Below are 18,899 nucleotides of genomic sequence, written 5' to 3'. Positions count from 1 at the left end.
TTTTATATATCAAATAATTACAAATAATCTTTTTTGTACGATGGTTTTGTTTTGCTGGGAACAATTGCCACTATTATACGTTCGACTTCGTCCCCATTACTAAGCGGAAGAATCAACCGATCCCAGATTTGCATCTTTAAGGAGTGATGTGGCTCATGTTGGGTATAAAGTGGTTCTTTGCGTAGAACAACTGCGCGATAACTTATCGTGAAAAACGCTCTCAGCGGGGTCCATATATCAGAAAGAAGAAGCCCTGTCAGATCTTTTCCCGGTTCATTCATTATCGCAGATCCATAGAGGCGGTATCGAAAATTCTCACCACCATCCAGAACATCCAAAACCGCCAAATGCCCTAAAATCGAACGCAACTCCATTGGATCTACAGCATCCGGAGAAGCAGCGAAGTCAGCCCCTCTGGCTTTATCCCACCAATCAAGAAAATACTTCAGCTGATCCCCGGGAAGGCTTTCCATAGCGGGGTTCCAACCGATAGTCGGCTTCGGGCTGCCAAGCTTTCGAAGTAGTAGATCCAATTCACAATAGTCTTCCCGCACAACTTCCGTTGCACGATCCCATAAAGCTTCTGTGGAAAAACTCGTCTCTTCAAATTGCACACTTTCCCCCGAACAAACTTTGCGTGGAACAGTCTTAACACAAGAGAAGTGTCGTTTAAACGAAATTTAAAATAACGCCTTAGAATCAATAACTAATTCCAACAAAAAAATGCGCCCAAATATCTTTGGGCGCATTCTTGAAATCCAGAAGAGTTAGCCTAACTTCGCCCTTCTTCAACAGCATGGCATGATACCTGCGCACTACTGGTTGGAGAGAGAACCGGTCGTTCAGCCTTGCAACGATCATTGGCAAGTGGACAACGCGGGTGGAAAGAACAACCAGACGGTGGGTTTAACGGAGACGGAAGCTCCCCAACCAACTTAATACGCTCTTTCTTTCTGTTAGGATCTGCAACAGGCGTCGCGGACAGTAATGCGCGTGTATAGGGATGCTGTGGATTACTAAAAATTTCATCCCGTGTTCCATGTTCCACTGGCTGACCAAGATACATCACCAGAACGTCATCCGCGATGTGTTTTACAACTGATAAATCATGCGAAATGAAAAGATAAGCAAGATCCATTTCTTCTTGCAGATCAGTCAACAAGTTTAATACCTGTGCCTGAATAGACACATCCAACGCAGAAACAGGTTCATCCAGAATAACAATTTTGGGACGCAGCATCAGGGCACGAGCCACAGCAATACGCTGTCTCTGACCGCCAGAGAACATATGTGGATAGCGATCAGCCTGCTCCGGACGAAGACCAACACGAGACATCATAGAAAGAACGGCTTCGCGCCTTTCTGAAGCAGACATCTTTGTATTGATCTTCAGTGGTTCCGCCAGAATATCACTGATTTTCTGACGCGGGTTCAAAGAACCGTAAGGGTCCTGGAAAACAATCTGCACCATTTGGCGCAGTGTAATCATATCTTCCTTACTATGCGCCGAAGCAATGTCCATTCCACCAAGGATCAGCTCACCCTCTGTTGGTTTTTCAATCAACGTAACAAGGCGCGCAAGCGTAGATTTACCGCATCCTGATTCACCAACGACGGCCAGGGTTTTACCAGCTTCCAGCTGAAAGGTTGCCCCATCTAGCGCTTTGACGGTACCGCCCTTAGAGAACATGCCGCCCTTAACATCATAATAACGCTTTAGGTTATCGGCTTTTAATACAGTTTCAGCACCCATTATGCAGCTCCCCCTGAAACAGAGACACCGGGATGATTGTTTGTTGGCTTACCGTCAACCAAAGGATAATGACACAAAACCTTGTTGGCATGATCCGGTGCTTCTTTTCTGCATTTATCAGTTGCAAACTGACAACGTGGATTAAAAAGGCACCCTGTTGGTCTATCCAATAACCCCGGCACAACCCCGGGAATTGAAGGAAGACGCTTACTGGTCGCACGTTCAGGCAAAGCATTAAGCAAAGCATGGGTATAAGGGTGCTGCGGCTTGTCAAACAACCCGACAACATCCTGACGCTCGACCTGTTGACCTGCGTATTGAACGTTCACAACTTCGGCAGTTTCAGCAACAACGCCCATATCATGGGTAATAAGGACCAAGGCCATGCCTTGCTCTTTCTGTAGCTCACCAAGAAGCTCAAGAATTTGTGCCTGAATTGTTACATCCAGAGCCGTAGTTGGCTCATCAGCAATCAACAAACGCGGATTACAGGCAATCATCATTGCAATCATCACACGCTGGTTCATACCGCCAGACATTTGATGCGGGAAAGCACGCAATCTTGTTTCCGGTGCGGGAATACCAACCATTCCCAAAAGCTCAATCGCTCTTTTTTCCAACTCTTTCTTGGTGCCACCCAAATGCTCTTTGATCACTTCCATGATCTGATAACCAACGGTAAAGCAAGGGTTGAGACTGGTCATTGGCTCCTGAAAAATCATGGAAATATCTTTACCAATGATTTGGCGACGCTCTTTTTTCGAAATTGACAACAGATCAATACCATCAAAGAGCATGCGATCTGCGGTGATATTTGCCGTCCAAGGAAGCAAGCCCATCAAGGCCAACATGGAAACGGATTTACCCGATCCGGATTCTCCAACAATCGCGACCATTTCCCCCTGATCAATTTCAAGGTTCACGCCATCTACAGCACGGAACAAACCATGCGCCGTCTGGAACTCGACAGAGAGATTTTTAATATCCAATAAGCTCATGGGATCAAGACCTCTTCATCTTGGGATCAAGGGCATCACGCAGACCATCACCCATCAGGTTAATAGCCAGCACGGTCAAGAGAATGGCAATACCAGGGAAGGTAACAACCCACCAAGCACTCAGAATAAACTCACGCGCTTCGGCCAACATAGTACCCCACTCTGAAGCTGGTGGCTGTGCCCCCATACCAAGGAAGCCAAGCGCAGCAGTATCGAGGATCGCAGTTGAAAAACTCAACGAAGCCTGAACAATCAATGGTGCCATACAGTTTGGCAAGATTGTCACCAGCATCAATCTCATCGTACCCGCACCCGCAACTTTACTCGCCGTCACATAATCTCTGGCAGACTCGGCAACAGCAGATGCTCGTGCAAGGCGAACATAATGCGGCAGATAGGTAATAGAAATCGCGATCATCGCATTCCGTAGTCCAGGGCCAAGCATCGCGACAAGAACCAAGGCCATCAGCAAACTTGGGATGGATAGAATAACATCCATAACCCGCATCACGATAACTTCGTAGAAGCCTCTGAAATATCCAGCTGACAGGCCAAGCAAAACCCCAAATGTAAGACTGATAACAATCACAATACATCCGGCAAACAACGAGAAGCGTGATCCATGCATAAGGCGCGACAAAAGATCACGACCAACAGCATCGGTCCCCAACAGGAACTGGATATTGCCTCCATCCTGCCAAAACGGCGGAATCAAGATGAAGTCTCGGTTTTGTTGGTCTGGCGAATGTGGTGCTATCACATCAGCAAAAAGAGCAATAAACACGATAAAAAGGAAGAAAAACAGGCCGACAACGGCGCCCTTGTTTTCCGAAAAATAAAACCAGAACTCTCTGAACTGTTGACGCAGAGGACTGATCTGTTCAGGTGCCGAAGACTGTTCGGCTGTATTTTGAACTTGGCTCATCATTACCTCCGATGCAGAATTCTTGGATTGATCAGACCATACATGAAGTCAACCAACAGGTTCACCATCATGACAATCGAAGCAATCAGGACGATACCACCTTGGACAGCGAAATAATCGCGTCGAGAGATAGAATCAATCATCCACTTACCAATTCCAGGCCAAGAGAAAATTGTTTCTGTCAGAATAGCACCGGCCAAAAGGACCCCAACCTGAAGACCAATTACCGTTATAACAGTGATCAATGCGTTCCGGAGTGCGTGAACCCCAACAATCCGCATTGGCGAAAGCCCCTTGGCTCTTGCCGTACGCACATAGTCTTCACCAAGAACTTCCAGCATAGCAGAACGTGTCTGTCGCGCGATAATAGCCATCGGTATGGTACCAAGAACAATTGTCGGCAAGATAAGGTGTGAGACCGCTGACTTAAAGGCACCTTTTTCGTCACTGACAAAAGCATCTATAAGCATAAAGCCAGTGTCTTGATCGATCCAGAACAGTGCGGACAAACGACCTGATACCGGTGTCCACCCCAACATATCCGGGCTGGAGAACAGGATAATCAAAAGAAGTCCCCACCAGAAGATAGGCATGGAATACCCGGTCAGGGAAATCCCCATCAAGGTATGATCAAACGCTGAACCGCGTTTAACCGCAGCAATGATTCCGGCAGGTAAGCCAATCAAAGCTGCAAAAATTATTGCGCACCCAGCGAGCTCGACCGTTGCGGGGAACCGCGTCAGGAACTCTTCTAAAACTGGCGTACGACTGGTAAAGGAGACACCGAAATCCCCTTGTAGAATTCCCCAAAGGAATGAAAAATACTGTTCCCAAATCGGGCGATCAAACCCCAGATCTGCCATAAGCTGGGCATGCCGTTCAGCAGAAACACCACGTTCACCAGCTAGCAGCTCGATTGGGTCACCCGGTAACATCCTGATGAAACTGAAAGCAATCAGAGTAACACCAAGAAACGTTGGGATAAGGACACCCAACTTTGAAAGAATAAAGCGTAACATCGCGATCCTGACTTCGCTTATAAGAAAAGCGGGGAGGGTTTACACCCCCCCCGTTTCATATTTAGTTATAAGATTTTTTTCTTATTCTTCTAAATCAACGCCGTAGAATACATGACCACCAAGTGGATCAATACGGAAATCAACAACTTTGTTGCTCATAGCTTTGTGAACAACAGAGTGAGCAACAGTTACCCAAGGAGCTTCTTCTTTGAAGACAGCCTGAGCCTGCTCATAAAGTTGAGTACGCTTGTCTGGGTCGGATACTTTCACAGCTTCCTGGAAAAGATCGTCAAATTCTTTGTGACACCAGCGCGCGCGGTTACCACCGGATTTTGCAGATGCACAGTTCAGAAGTGACAGGAAGTTATCCGGATCCGGATAATCCGCAGTCCAACCTAACAGGACAGTATCGTGATCGCCTTTCTGTGAACGGGAAAGGTACTCACCCCATTCCATGGAAACGATCTCGGCATTCACACCAACATTCGCCCAGTCAGCCTGAATAAGCTCAGCCATACGACGAGCATTCGGGTTGTAAGGACGTTTCACAGGCATCGCCCAGATGTTTGTGCTTAGGTTTGTTACACCAGCTTCAGCCAACAGAGCTTTCGCTTTTGCAGGATCATAAGGATAATCCTGAATCTCTTCATTATAGCCCCAAAGTGTTGGTGGAAGCGGGTTTTTAGCCGCATTACCAGCGCCTTGGAAAACAGCTTTGATGATAGACTCTTTGTTCATGGCATAGTTAAGAGCCTGACGAACACGCTTGTCATCAAATGGTTTTTTCTCGGTGTTGAACGCAAGATAACCAACGTTCATACCTTCCTGACTATCCACAGTCAGATCTTTGTTTGCTTCGATTGCAGCAAGATCAGCCTGGTTTGGATAAGGAACAAGATGGCATTCGCCAGCAGCAAGCTTCTGATACGCAACCTGTGCGTCAGGCGTAATCGCAAAAACGAGCTTATCTAGCGGCGTACGACCTGACCAGTAGTCTTCATTCGCCTGATAGCGGATGAAAGCATCTTTCTGATAAGATACGAACTGGAAAGGACCTGTGCCGATTGGCTCTTGGTCAAACTTCTCAGGCGTACCTGCGTCCATCATTTGCTGAGCGTATTCAGCAGAGTGAATAGAAGCAAAATCAATCGCGATTTTTGAAATGAAAGCAGCATCTGGCTTCTGTAGAGTAAATTTGACAGTAAGATCGTCAACTTTCTCAATTGTTTCCAGAATGTCCGGGAAACTTACGTAACCAGAGAAATACTCGTACGTACCACCAGAAACTTTATGGTAAGGATGATCGGCTTTCCACTGACGGTTAAAGCTGAAAAGTACATCATCAGCATTCAATTCACGCGATGGCGTAAAGTATTTTGTTGTGTGGAACTTTACACCTGGACGTAGTTTGAAGGTGTATGAAAGACCATCTTCTGAAACTTCCCAGGATTCAGCCAAACCTGGTTGCATGATGGTTGAACCTCTTTCGAACTCTACAAGACGGTTGTAGATGTTACGAGAGCTGGCATCAAATGAAGTACCTGATGTGTAAAGCGCTGGTGTGAAACCTTCTGGGCTACCTTCAGAGCAATAAACAAACGTTTTTGCTTCTGCTGATACAGCACCCATCGTAAGCATACTTGCGAGAGCCGCAGTAGCCATAAGTCCTTTTTTAATCACGATATCCTCCCAAATGTCGCAAATAAGCGCGGAATGCGCTTCTTTTATTAATTAGTGTTCTTCTACCTAATCTAATAAGGATGGTTTTAAGCTATCCATCTGGAGTTGCATAGTCAATTTACAGTTAAGCAGCACAGTAAAATTGTATACAAAATACAGACTACACTAAGAGCATGAAACACACATAAACAAAGGAAAATTATCCATCTAATATCAAATAGATAACTCCAAAACACATTTCGAATAGATCGTTGACAACGAATATAATAAAACACTAATCAACAAAAAAAAGCAATAAAATTTCATCTGTTTTCAGGCGAAGTAATAGCATTAAGCTCATGTCCTACCCCTCTAAACAACTCAAAGATGAGCCCTGTTGAGATTCGTTTGATCACAAATCACAATCAATTTGCGATCTTCACCTGTTATTACACTTGTTAATTTTATCTGTTAATTTTTACAGGCCGATACTTGCCCCAATTAAAGACAGTAAAATCAAATAAAAAGGTGTTGCAAAAAAACGCAACACCTGAAGCATTAATCTATCAATAATATAAGCCCTAGCCAAACAAAGCACTGACCAGTGTATATCTGCTTATGCAAATTCCAAACATTTGCTCGGCAAGACACCCGCCATGATGCTTGCCATCTTATCAGGGCTATCATTAAAACGAAGCCCGACAGTTTTTCCCTTTGCCCATACAACTTCTGTCAACAGCTGAACTCCACCAGCGATTTCCAGAACAAATTGTGTTCCAATCGCCAGTGCTTGATCAAACTTTGCGCGAACACCATTTACAGACACATCAAAGATTACACACTTCTGCCCAGCCCCCCGATCATCTGCATACTCTCCAGACCAAAGCACAGACACCCGTTGAAAGCGACGTTTATCATCACTTATCCGGTCATCTTTCATATTATCATATTCTTTTGACATATTTCAGAGCACTCATACAGAGAACAAAAAAGAAAGCACATACTTCGATTTAAAGAATATATACTTGGCAACTAAAACAAAGAATGGCGAATAAAACTTACTAAATTATAAATAAAATTTAATCAAATCTGCAACAAAAAACCACTTATCTGGCTAACAACTGACAAATGCTGATATTTTTATGGTTAAGATAAAAGATAAATACGATAAAAGACTATTCTTTAATTGTATCAAGAAGTGTTTCATCTAGCTCGGAAAATGTTTTTATCACGGTAGCATTTGCTTTGTATGCAATAGACGCAAGTTTTTGATCTACTAATTCTCTTTCAATATTCACACCTGTTGCAGAAAATACTTCTACAAACCCAGCACTCTGACCAGGTTCTGACAAGGGGGCATTGGGACCTAGTTGCTGTAAATTTCCCGAAACACCCGGTTCACGGCTAACAGCATCCAACCGACTTGGCGCAAAGGGGACACGCTCTGGCAATCGCGATGAATCAAGTGATCCCGCGTTGACGGTATTATTTGCAGATACAGACATACGATGTGCCTGATACTGTAAACCCGATAGAGGTATAGAGTAGTCCATATAATCAATCCTTTGTCCCATGATACCCCAAACCAGTCACCATTTCAATTTCGGGTATTTTAGATAAATCCCACCTATACTAGACGTAACTAATTGATTTTTAATCCAATCTTATCTTCACCATTTTTTTGTCAAAATCTCTTCATATATATTGACTTGATATATATTGATCCTAAGTATATCAAACCAATATATATCTTGGGTTATTCTTTAAAACCAAGACCGGATCTTTATGATGCAAAAATATAACAAATAAGTTCAGGTAACTATTAAATATGGATGTGAGAACACTATGCCTCGCAGTGCTATACCAAGGGCAAGCAAGTGGATATGAAATTAAAAAGGCTTTCCAGGAAGGGGCTTTTAGTCACTTTCAGGACGCGAGTTTTGGTTCAATCTACCCTGCACTTGGTCGACTTTCTGCTGAAGGCCTTGTTGAATGCACCCAGATGGCACAGGAAAAAAGGCCCGACAAAAAGGTTTACAAACTAACCCAACAAGGCCAGGACGCGTTGATAACCAGCCTTCTCGCCCCACCTGCGCCAGATAAGTTTACTTCTGACTTTTTCTTTGTTCTTTATTTTGCGGACCTTATGCCAGTACCCCAGGTCATAAACCTTCTGGAACAAAGAATTTCTTTCTACAAAGAAACTATTGAGCGCATGACAAAGTGTGATCCCGCCGCATTGCCAAGTGGGCGCCGCCTTTGCCACGGTTTAGGGCTAACAGTTTATAAAAACTCACTCTCTTATTTAGAAGAAAATAAAGAACGGTTCATTGCAGAGCTTCGCGAACAAGACGCATCCAATAGATCCCGAACAGAAATAAATCTCAAGCAGATAGAAACCAACAGGCATTTATCATGAAAGTTTCCTATTTACTCGCATTCATTCTAGCTGTTGGAACAGCTGGCTGGGTTATGTCAGGGCAATTGTCAGATAGCTCCGAAGCTGGCGAGGCAGGACAACCAGAGATTAAGAAACCACCAGTTAACCTTGATCAAGCAACAAAAACTCCCTCTGTTCGCGTGCAAACTAAGACCGCTGTTCCCTATACGCGCTATCTGACCGTACGGGGAAGAACAGAAGCTTTACGCACCGTAGAAATAAAGAGTGAAGCCAGCGGCAAGATCATTGATCTTGCAATCGACAAAGGCGATATAATTGAAGCTGGTAAGCTTGTCGCCAAACTTGATGTGAATGAGCGCGCAGCAAAAGTTCAGGAATTCAAAGCCCTGAAAGAACAGCGTTCGATTGAATACAAAGCAGCAAAACGCCTTTCACAAAAAGGATTTAAAGCTGAAACAAAACTTGCCGCCAGCAAAGCAGCATTAGAATCAGCAGAGGCAGAATTAAGACGTGCACAGGTTGCCCTGTCCAATACACTGATACCTGCACCCTTTACAGGGGTTTTGAACAGTCGTGCGGTAGAAATAGGTGAATACATCGATGTTGGCGATAAAATCGGAACGATCATTGATCTGTCAACCATACTTGTTGTTTCAGATGTTAGCGAGAGACTGGTCCCCTACATATCTGTCGGCCACACTGCCAACGTACGTTTGATTACAGGCCAAACCGTTGAAGGAAAAGTTAGATATATCGCCTCAATGGCCGATGCGAACACACGTACCTTTCGCATTGAGGTTGCTGTACCTAACCCGGACATGAAAATCGCGGATGGTATCACAGCCGAAACGGTTCTGACCCTTAATGACATGCAAGCGCATAAGGTATCATCCGGTATTCTAACGATTAATGCCAACGGTACGATTGGCGTGAAAACTTTGACCCCCGACAACACAATCGAATTCAAAGAAGCCAGCATTCTGGAAAACACAACTGACGGTCTATGGCTTGGGGGCCTGCCAAAAGAAGTAACCTTTGTTGTTATTGGACAAGAACTGATCAAAGACGGACAAAAAGTGAAAGCAATTGATGCTGACACATTGGAAGAACTTACCCCCGTCACACCTACTGAGCCTAAACAGGAAACAACAACCGGGGCAGCTCAGTCATGACAAACATCATTTCGGGTGCTTTAGGACGTTCACGCACCGTTATACTGGGGCTTATTCTTATTCTTATTGCCGGGGCTGTGTCCTACGTTACCATCCCAAAAGAAGATAACCCCGACATCACCATTCCGATTATTTATGTCAGTATGCACCACGAGGGCATTTCCCCGGTCGATGCTGAGCGCCTGCTACTAAAGCCAATGGAAAAAGAGCTTCGTAGTATCGAAGGCGTAAAAGAAATGAGATCGAGTTCATTTCTCGGTGGTGGTAACGTGGTTATGGAATTCGAAGCGGGTTCCGATATTGACCTTGCCCTGACTGACGTCAGAGAGAAAGTCGATATTGCCAAAGCCGAGCTTCCCGACGATGCGGATGAACCTTCTGTTCACGAAGTCAATCTGAGCCTTTTCCCTATTCTGGTTGTTAATCTTTCAGGTGATGTTCCTGAAAGAGCATTGCTCGCCATAGCCAAGAACCTGCAAGACAAACTGGAATCTATCCCAAACGTTCTCGAAGCAAAGTTGGTTGGCGATAGAGATGAATTGATCGAAATCGTCGTCGATCCTCTGGTCCTTGAAAGCTACAATCTTGATGCCAACGACATTATTACTGCTGTCGGTAAATCCAATCTGGTTGTTGCTGCTGGATCTTTGGATACAGGCCAAGGCCGTTTTGCCATTCAGGTCCCAGGCCTTTTCGAAGACACGACAGATATCTTGAACATGCCTGTTAAGGTTAATGGCGATGCTGTTGTTCGTGTCAAAGATATCGGAATTCTTCGCAAAACATTCAAAGACACAACTGAATACGCCCGGGTTAACAACAAGCCCGCTTTGACCATGGAAATCTCAAAGCGGACTGGTACAAACATTATTGAAACCATCGAACAAGTTCGCGATGTTGTTAACCAGCAACAAACATTGTGGCCTGAATCTATCAACGTTTCTTATAGCCAAGATCAATCAACAGGCATCCGCACGATGTTGCAGGACCTGCAAAATAACGTTCTATCAGCGATTATTCTGGTAATGATCGTTGTGGTCGCAGCCCTGGGTTTCAGATCATCCATCCTTGTCGGTATTGCTATTCCCGGATCGTTTCTCGCCTCTATCATGATCCTGCATGCCGCGGGTTTAACCGTTAACGTCGTTGTTCTCTTTAGCCTGATTTTGTCGGTTGGAATGCTTGTTGACGGGGCCATTGTTGTCACCGAGTTTGCAGACCGGAAAATGAGTGAAGGCTTGCACAGAAGAGAAGCTTACAAACAAGCTAGTCTTCGAATGGCCTGGCCAATCATTGCATCAACCGCAACCACACTCGCGGCTTTTGCACCCCTTATTTTCTGGCCGGGTATTATGGGTGAATTTATGAAGTTCATGCCCATTACCCTCATCGCAACCCTAAGTGCTTCGTTGGTCATGGCCTTGATCGTTGTGCCGACAATTGGGGGACTGATTGGCAAAGCCGGTGGTGCTGCGGACAAAAAATCTATGGAAAACCTGGCCGCATCAGAAGCCGGAGACTTAAATGCGGTCTCTGGTTTTACGGGTCTTTACATAAAGCTGATGCACCTGGTTCTCAGAATACCGGGCACCATTGCAACCCTGACCTTTGCTTCACTTATTGGCGTTATCATGCTTTACAGTAATTATGGTAAAGGCGTTGAATTTTTTCCGGATATCGAACCTGATAATGCCGTATTACAGGTTCGTGCCCAGGGCAACATGTCGATAGATGAACGTGACTACCTCGTCAGACAAGTTGAACAAATCGTGCTTGATATTCAAAATGAAAAGCATGAATTACACAATATCTATGTCAGCACTAACGCCGAAAGCACGACAAGCAGCGAGCAGCCAGAAGACGTCATTGGCAATATCCAAATGGAATTTACGGATTGGTTCAACAGACGCCCTGCTGATGAAATTCTTGCAGAAATTCGCGAGAGGACGGCCGTTCTAGGGGGTATTTCTGTCGAACCCAGAAAAGAAGAAAAAGGTCCTTCATCGGGAAAACCAATCCATATCGAAATTGCATCAACAGATCCTAGCCTTGTATACCCTTGGGCAAGCAAAGTGGCCAACCATCTAAGAGAAGCAAACGGTTTTGTTGACATCGAGGACGGTCTTCCTGTGCCCGGCATTGAATGGCGTATTGATGTTGATCGTGCCCAGGCCGCAAAATTTGGGGCAGACATTGCCCTGATCGGTAGCTATATCCGGATGGTCACCAATGGCATGAAGTTGGGCAGTTATCGCCCGGATGACAGTGACGAAGAAATTGATCTTGTCGTCCGCCTTCCCCGTAACAACAGAAACATCGAACATCTGGATCAGATAAAGATTCAAACCAATGTCGGCTTGATCCCTATATCGAATTTCATCACCCGTACTGCTGCGCCAAAAGTTGGCGTCATCAACCGCGTCGACAGCCAACGGGTTGCAACCGTTAAATCAGACATAGCACCAGGTATTCTCGCCGATGACAAGGTCAAGGAACTGACGGCATGGATGGCAAGCCAAGAGCTTGATCCTCGAGTGACAATTCAGTTCAAAGGGGAAAATGAAGATCAGCAGGAATCGCAAGAATTTCTTGTAAAGGCCTTTGGGGTCGCTCTCTTTATGATTGCCATCATATTGGTCACCCAGTTCAACAGCTTCTACAGCGCCTTCTTGATCCTGTCTGCCGTGATCATGTCAACAATTGGCGTTCTCATCGGTCTTCTTATTACAGATCAACCCTTCGGAATTGTTATGTCAGGCATCGGCGTCATTGCCTTGGCTGGTATCGTTGTGAACAACAATATCGTGCTTATTGATACTTTTGATTACGTATCAACCAAGTTCAAAGATCAAAAGGAAGCCATTATCCGTACGGGAGCACAACGTTTACGTCCGGTGATGCTAACAACGATCACAACGGTTCTCGGACTGATGCCGATGGTTCTTGCAACGAATATTGATCTGATCAATCGAACAGTTCAAGTCGGCGCCCCCTCTACTCAATGGTGGACACAACTTGCCACAGCAATTGCTTTCGGGCTTTGCTTCGCGACCATTCTAACCCTTGTCATTACACCTTGCTCTTTAATGGTAAGGGTAAACAGTCGCAATCTCGTTAAGCGGATAAAGGCAAGATTTAAAAAGAATGACACACCATCCGAACCACCAGCGGCTGGTCCCGTATCAGATGATGAAAAAGTTATTCCAGCCGAATAAAAGGGATAAGCATGTATTTCAAAAGCCGGTAACTTTGTTGCCGGCTTTTTTATTAATCGTCAAAAAGATCAAGAGCTGCGTGGATCCTGAAAACAGTGGTCAACCAACATAGGGCCCCAAAGATCCAAGCCATAAGAACAAACTTCTCGGGCCAAATACATAGAGCCAGAAACAAAATAATCGTCTCTGTTCCCTCTGTCAGGCCACCCAGATAATAGATACTTTTCTTACCGCGGATGTCCGTGGAAATTTTTTTCTTGGCTGCAACAATTGCAAAGGACAAAAACGACGCTCCGGTTCCCATAAAAGAGAAAATAAGGAAAGCAGCCGCCACCCCATTTTCTTGGGGCATCGCAAGGGCAAAACCGAAAACAACTGCTGAATAAAAAATAAAATCAAGGGTAATATCAAGGTATCCCCCAAGATCCGTTATCCCCTGTTTTCTGGCGACAGCCCCATCCAGGCCATCACACAGCCTGTTAAAAGCAATCGCTGTCATCGCTAAATAATACGATTCAGTGGCAAGTGCAGGAATGACAAGCATTCCCCCAAAAAATCCAACCCAGGTTATCTGATTAGCCCCCAGGCCAGAACGTGAAAGAGCCTCCCCTATTTTATCAAGAGGAGGGTCAATCTTTGTTCTCATCCAGGCGTCAAACATAACCTGCCTGACTTTTATTCTTTTTCAGAAGAAGTATTTTCGTCGTTTCCAGCGTCGTCGGGGTCTTTACCTTCTTGAGCCAGCATCTTCTTACGCGTCGACCGATAAGAGAATTGTGCTAAAATAATGGACACCAGATAACCTATCCCCGCAACACTCAATGATACCCAGGGTGTACTGTACAAAAGCATAATACAAACAGCAAACCCAAGTAACACAAGACCAACATAACGTCTTGGAATACGAATTCGTTTTGATGAATAGGTCGGGATAGTACTGACAAAAAGAGCCCCCACCGCAACCAGCATCATGCCATTTAGGACAGACGAACGTAAAATATCGTCGCCTAACTCAAATGATAAAACAACGGGAATAAGAACAAGCCCGGCACCGCAAGGTGCTGGAATACCTGTAAAGAATTTCGAAGCCCAAGGGGGCGGGTTTTCGTCAAGCAAACTGGTATTGAAACGCGCCAGACGCATACCACAACAAATGGCAAAGAAAAGCGACACCGCCCAGGCTAGACCACCAGTTCCATCCATTGCCCACAAATAAATAACCAATGAAGGAACCACACCGAAGTTCACAAAATCAGCAAGCGAATCAAGCTGTGCGCCAAATTCACTCGTTCCTTTCATCAACCGTGCAACCGGGCCATCTAATCCATCAAGGATCATCGCCACAACGATACCAATAACCGCTAGCTTCCAGTTACTTTCAAGCGCCGCACGAATTGCTGATAGACCTGAACACAGCGCCATCAAGGTAATGGCATTTGGTATCAGACGATTTACAGAAAATCCATGAAGTCGACGACGGCGCTTGAGACCAGACATTTAGCGTACCTCTGTTTCACGTTGTGCTTCATCAGACAAAAGATCAGCAATCACCGTTTCGCCACCAACCATTTGTTGCCCAACAGAAACAAGAGGAGCAACACCGTCCGGCAAGTATATATCTGTACGACTACCAAAGCGGATTAAACCAAAACGCTCACCTGTTTTAACTTCCTGGTCCAATGTCAGGTTACAAATGATACGTCGGGCAATCAGACCTGCAATCTGTACAAACGCTATTTCCTTACCGTCATTTGTTTCCATTTTAACGGACATACGCTCGTTCAGCTCAGATGCCTTATCAAGTGCAGCATTCAAGAATGCGCCGTGGTGATATGCCAATTCGGTGATTTTACCCGCTGCTGGAATACGGTTTACGTGAACATCAAATACGCTCAGAAAAACCGAAACCCGCATTCTTGGCTCGGCACCCATATTTAATTCCGCTGGCGGCACGGCCGTTTCAACAGCACTTACATGCCCATCGGCAGGACTGACAACAAGGCCTTCACGAACCGGTGTCTGCCTTTCCGGGTCACGGAAAAAATAAGTGCAAAATGCTGCGATAATTAGCCCAACAATTGCCAAAGGCTTCCAAATCAATGCAAACCCGACACTCAGCGCAAGTGCGCCACCAACAAAAGGCCAACCAGCTTTATTAATAGGCACTAGAATGTGCTTCAGCACTGCCGTCTCCATTCAATATTCAAATAATTTGTGTCGTAGCTCTGTGTTTATCACATACGCTACAGATAACATTTGGGCTGTAATACTGTATTACGAGGTTCAATGTAAGGTATTTTCCGAAAAACTAACAATTTAACGTCGAATTACGATTTACTTCTCTTTGGGGAGAACAAAAATTTGCCCAGGATAAATCAAGTCCGGATTTCTGATCTGATCTTGATTTCGGTCATAGATCACAGCATAACGCGCCCCCTCTCCATAGATTGCACGAGAAATCCGCCATAGGCTATTACCTGGTTGAACAGTGACAACTCGCTCATCAGGAAGCGATTCAACCTTTCCTGATCGGGAAAAAGGGATCTCTACGCGGGCCGTTACTTTTCCTTCGTCATCAACCTGATCAATTCGCAGTTGGTGCAAACCTTCTTTGACATTTTTTTCAGATTCAACGGTCCAGCGACCTTCATCGTCTGTGACGCCTTGCCCCACAAACTCGTTATTCAAATAACCGACAACCTTTTGTCCCGGCTGCGATGTTCCCCCAATAACAGTTTGGCCAGAATCATCATAATCAACACTGTCTAACGCCAACTCACCGTCTTTAATGCCGTCATCCTCTACCCGTTCAGGTAACTGAATAATCTTTGATGCTCCTCCCTTGTCTTCGGGGACAAGGACGGCAAGGGCAGATTTATCCCCTTTTGGAACATCAACAATGGCAACATCCGCAGATTTTAATCTGACGCCTTGCTCTTCATTATTAACCTGCAGCCCCAATTCATGGGCACCGGGGGCAAGTGGTGTTTCCAGTACATAGGCCCATTGTCCGTTATTATCGGCCTGAACAGTTCCAAGCAATGTTGTGCCATCAACAATTCGAACTTCACTCCCCGCGGGTGCTCTGCCTGCAAGAACAGTATCACCGGTTTTTTCGACCCTGATCACATCAAAGGCAAGCGATGGGTCAACGATAACCGCCGGCGTTTTCACATCATCAGAAGGTTCTTCTGCTGATACATCCGGTTTGTTATCTTTGACGACTTCTGTTTTATCAATAGATCCTTGTGACTTGTCTTCTTCAGAAACCTCCGAAGTAACGGGTTCGTTTGTCTGAACAGTGTCACTTGTTGTGACATCACTTTCAGTCACAGCAGACTCAGAATTATCTGTCTCAGAATCACTACCCTCTGGATCAGCACGTTTTCCAGAAAGTTTATTGATTATTTTTTTCGGTGCATCTGTTGAAGAACTTGTACCTTCTGTAACTACAGCAGAATCATCATCCAGGGCATACCAGATCGAGACGCTTCCGATAAACAGCACGGCAACAGCTACGAATGAAAAAACGAGGGTACGGCTCAAAGATGCCTCCTAAATCTTTATCTTGATCGATAATATTTTATCACCAAAGCAGGTGGGAAATTATTCCCCAGACTAACATTGTTCTGACCCTAGGTTAAGTCCTTACAGGAAAAGAACAAGGGCTATGACATTTTTTGGACAACAAAAATAAACGAATAGCGTCCTATGCGATCTTTTCAGATTATTGCCATCACCAGATCTATAGATATAATACACCTCACGGCACGTAAAAAAAGGACCTAACCTTATGATTTACGTGCCGTTTTGCAACTTTGCACAAAAAAAATAATAAAAGGAATTCAACAATGGCCAATATTAAATCTCTCTGTGTTTACTGCGGTTCGTCCAATATGGTCAGTGATAAACATCTTGCAAAAGCTCATCAATTGGGCCGATTGGCCGTAGAGAACAATATTAAAATCGTTTATGGGGGCGGTCGTGTTGGATCAATGGGGCGGGTTGCTGACGGTGCTTTGGCACATAACGGAACAGTAACCGGGATTATACCTCAATATCTGGACAAGTTGGAAGTCGCCCATAAAGAAGTAAATGAATTGATTGTTGTTGATTCCATGCATACCCGCAAAATGACAATGTTCGATCAATCTGATGCCTTTTGTATTTTGCCTGGCGGACTGGGTACTTTGGATGAATTTTTCGAAATTGCGACCTGGAAACAGCTTGGCATGCATGACAAACCTCTTATTGTCGTCAATTTAGAAAATTTTTGGGACCCCCTTTTGAATTTGATAAACCATCAAATTTCAGCGGGTTATTTAAGACAAGACCCAGATAATATTTATAGTGTTGTCAATAGCATAGAAGAAATCTTTACCCAGCTTGAAAGTATGCCGAGGACCAGTATAGAAACAGATATCAAGCGACTTTGATATCAATTGTTATTCCAAGTTATCTTGCACTGCAGCGAAAGACTGTTATTTTCCTCTGTGAGTTCCCCAAATTATATGAAACAAGCCGACAAACAAGGAGGCGAACATGTCCAAAATTAAGGTTAAAAATCCAATCGTCGAACTCGACGGCGACGAGATGACACGCATCATCTGGGAGAAAATCAAACAAAAATTTATTCTCCCCTATCTTGATGTTGATCTGAAATATTTTGATCTTTCTATCGAAAGCCGTGATGCAACTGATGATCAGATCACTGTTGATGCTGCCAATGCTATCAAAGAACATCGCGTCGGTGTTAAATGCGCCACGATCACACCAGACGAAGCACGCGTGGAAGAATTCGATCTGAAAAAGATGTGGCGTTCGCCAAACGGCACTATTCGAAACATTCTGGGTGGTACTGTTTTTCGCCAGCCGATCATTATGGAAAATGTTCCCCGTCTTGTTCCCGGTTGGACACAGCCAATCGTCATTGGCCGTCACGCATTCGGTGATCAATACAAAGCCACAGACTTCTTGGTGCCCGGCGCAGGTAAACTAACCATGACCTTCCAACCGGAAGACGGTGGTGAGCCAATTACCCGTGAAATTTTTGAATTCCCGGAAGCTGGCGTGGCCATGGGCATGTACAACCTGGACGAATCAATTCGTGGGTTTGCCCGTGCTTGTATGAACTACGGTCTTGATCTTGGCTGGCCAGTTTACCTGTCCACAAAAAATACAATTCTGAAAGCTTACGATGGTCGTTTTAAAGACCTGTTCGAAGAAGTTTATCAGACAGAATTTGCTGACAAGTTTGCTGCAAAAGGCATTTCATATGAGCACCGTCTTATTGATGACATGGTTGCGGCAGCTATGAAATGGTCTGGCGGTTTTGTCTGGGCTTGTAAAAACTATGACGGTGATGTTCAATCTGACACAGTGGCACAGGGCTTTGGTTCACTTGGTCTGATGACTTCTGTTCTAATGACACCCGATGGGCAGACCGTAGAAGCAGAAGCAGCACACGGCACAGTGACACGTCACTATCGTCTGCATCAGCAAGGCAAAGAAACATCCACAAACCCGATTGCATCTATCTTTGCCTGGTCACGTGGCCTTAAGTTCCGTGGACAGTTTGACGAGACACCTGAAGTGGTTAAGTTCGCTGAAACACTCGAAAAAGTGTGTATCGATACTGTTGAATCCGGCCAGATGACAAAAGATCTTGCGCTTCTGATCAACCCAAATCAGGATTGGTTGACAACAGATCAATTCCTGGATGCGATCGATACCAACCTACAGAAAGCGATGAGCTAA

General features: G+C 44.9%; 17 protein-coding genes. 5 read left to right on the top strand and 12 right to left on the bottom strand.

The features are described 5' to 3' along the window. Positions 1 to 17: 17 nt before the first annotated feature. The 8 genes from WH95_RS12125 to WH95_RS12090 form a co-directional block, all read right to left on the bottom strand. Entirely contained in the window at positions 18 to 614 is a 597-nt protein-coding gene (locus WH95_RS12125; RefSeq protein WP_046507523.1) for a PAS domain-containing protein, read from the bottom strand. Positions 615 to 772: 158 nt separating this feature from the next. Next, positions 773 to 1,753: a peptide ABC transporter ATP-binding protein gene (locus tag WH95_RS12120; protein ID WP_046507520.1), complete on the bottom strand. Its 981-nt coding sequence runs from the start codon at positions 1,751 to 1,753 to the stop codon at positions 773 to 775. After that, entirely contained in the window at positions 1,753 to 2,751 is a 999-nt protein-coding gene (locus tag WH95_RS12115; protein WP_046507517.1) for an ABC transporter ATP-binding protein, read from the bottom strand. Before WH95_RS12115 ends, WH95_RS12120 begins: the two co-directional genes overlap by 1 nt. A gap of 4 nt (positions 2,752 to 2,755) precedes the next feature. Next, positions 2,756 to 3,676 (bottom strand): ABC transporter permease subunit, encoded by a 921-nt coding sequence (locus WH95_RS12110; protein ID WP_046507515.1) that lies wholly within the window; start codon positions 3,674 to 3,676, stop codon positions 2,756 to 2,758. A gap of 2 nt (positions 3,677 to 3,678) precedes the next feature. Continuing rightward, positions 3,679 to 4,695 (bottom strand): ABC transporter permease subunit, encoded by a 1,017-nt coding sequence (locus tag WH95_RS12105; protein ID WP_046507513.1) that lies wholly within the window; start codon positions 4,693 to 4,695, stop codon positions 3,679 to 3,681. Positions 4,696 to 4,776: 81 nt separating this feature from the next. Beyond that, entirely contained in the window at positions 4,777 to 6,357 is a 1,581-nt protein-coding gene (locus tag WH95_RS12100) for an ABC transporter substrate-binding protein (protein WP_218044497.1), read from the bottom strand. Between the two features lie 613 nt (positions 6,358 to 6,970). Then, complete coding sequence (locus WH95_RS12095) at positions 6,971 to 7,315, bottom strand: PilZ domain-containing protein (protein WP_046507510.1); 345 nt, start codon at positions 7,313 to 7,315, stop codon at positions 6,971 to 6,973. Positions 7,316 to 7,529: 214 nt separating this feature from the next. Next, positions 7,530 to 7,907, bottom strand: coding sequence for a flagellar basal body rod C-terminal domain-containing protein (locus WH95_RS12090; RefSeq protein WP_157845953.1), 378 nt, complete (start codon positions 7,905 to 7,907; stop codon positions 7,530 to 7,532). Positions 7,908 to 8,182: 275 nt separating this feature from the next. Between WH95_RS12090 and WH95_RS12085 the strand changes: the two genes are divergently transcribed. The 3 genes from WH95_RS12085 to WH95_RS12075 are packed head-to-tail and all read left to right on the top strand — an operon-like array spanning position 8,183 to position 13,142. After that, positions 8,183 to 8,773 carry a PadR family transcriptional regulator gene (locus WH95_RS12085; RefSeq protein ID WP_046507504.1) on the top strand — a complete coding sequence of 197 codons (591 nt, stop codon included), beginning with the start codon at positions 8,183 to 8,185 and terminating at the stop codon, positions 8,771 to 8,773. After that, positions 8,770 to 9,927, top strand: a complete 1,158-nt coding sequence (locus WH95_RS12080) for an efflux RND transporter periplasmic adaptor subunit (RefSeq protein ID WP_052741992.1) — start codon at positions 8,770 to 8,772, stop codon at positions 9,925 to 9,927. Before WH95_RS12085 ends, WH95_RS12080 begins: the two co-directional genes overlap by 4 nt. Beyond that, positions 9,924 to 13,142, top strand: coding sequence for an efflux RND transporter permease subunit (locus WH95_RS12075; RefSeq protein WP_046507503.1), 3,219 nt, complete (start codon positions 9,924 to 9,926; stop codon positions 13,140 to 13,142). The genes WH95_RS12080 and WH95_RS12075 overlap by 4 nt, the downstream gene beginning before the upstream one ends. Before the next feature lie 52 nt (positions 13,143 to 13,194). Here the strand turns inward: WH95_RS12075 and WH95_RS12070 are convergent, their stop codons facing one another. The 4 genes from WH95_RS12070 to WH95_RS12055 form a co-directional block, all read right to left on the bottom strand. Further along, the gene (locus WH95_RS12070) at positions 13,195 to 13,803 is read right to left on the bottom strand and encodes a CDP-alcohol phosphatidyltransferase family protein (RefSeq protein ID WP_046507500.1); all 609 of its coding nucleotides are present in this window, start codon (positions 13,801 to 13,803) and stop codon (positions 13,195 to 13,197) included. Between the two features lie 14 nt (positions 13,804 to 13,817). Continuing rightward, entirely contained in the window at positions 13,818 to 14,639 is an 822-nt protein-coding gene (locus tag WH95_RS12065; RefSeq protein ID WP_046507498.1) for a CDP-alcohol phosphatidyltransferase family protein, read from the bottom strand. Next, positions 14,640 to 15,338, bottom strand: coding sequence for a phosphatidylserine decarboxylase (locus WH95_RS12060; protein ID WP_046507495.1), 699 nt, complete (start codon positions 15,336 to 15,338; stop codon positions 14,640 to 14,642). It lies immediately after the preceding gene. Between the two features lie 138 nt (positions 15,339 to 15,476). Further along, positions 15,477 to 16,688: a LysM peptidoglycan-binding domain-containing protein gene (locus tag WH95_RS12055; protein ID WP_052741991.1), complete on the bottom strand. Its 1,212-nt coding sequence runs from the start codon at positions 16,686 to 16,688 to the stop codon at positions 15,477 to 15,479. 305 nt (positions 16,689 to 16,993) lie between these two features. Here WH95_RS12055 and WH95_RS12050 point away from each other — a divergent pair, with 305 nt between their 5' ends. Then, the gene (locus WH95_RS12050) at positions 16,994 to 17,578 is read left to right on the top strand and encodes an LOG family protein (protein ID WP_046507491.1); all 585 of its coding nucleotides are present in this window, start codon (positions 16,994 to 16,996) and stop codon (positions 17,576 to 17,578) included. A 106-nt stretch (positions 17,579 to 17,684) separates the two neighbouring features. After that, positions 17,685 to 18,899, top strand: coding sequence for an NADP-dependent isocitrate dehydrogenase (locus tag WH95_RS12045; protein ID WP_046507489.1), 1,215 nt, complete (start codon positions 17,685 to 17,687; stop codon positions 18,897 to 18,899).

The sequence above is a fragment of the Kiloniella litopenaei genome (genome assembly GCF_000982415.1).
GTDB lineage: Bacteria > Pseudomonadota > Alphaproteobacteria > Kiloniellales > Kiloniellaceae > Kiloniella > Kiloniella litopenaei.
The sequence above is the reverse complement of the archived record's forward strand: the minus strand, read 5'-3'. Positions and strand labels throughout refer to the sequence as shown.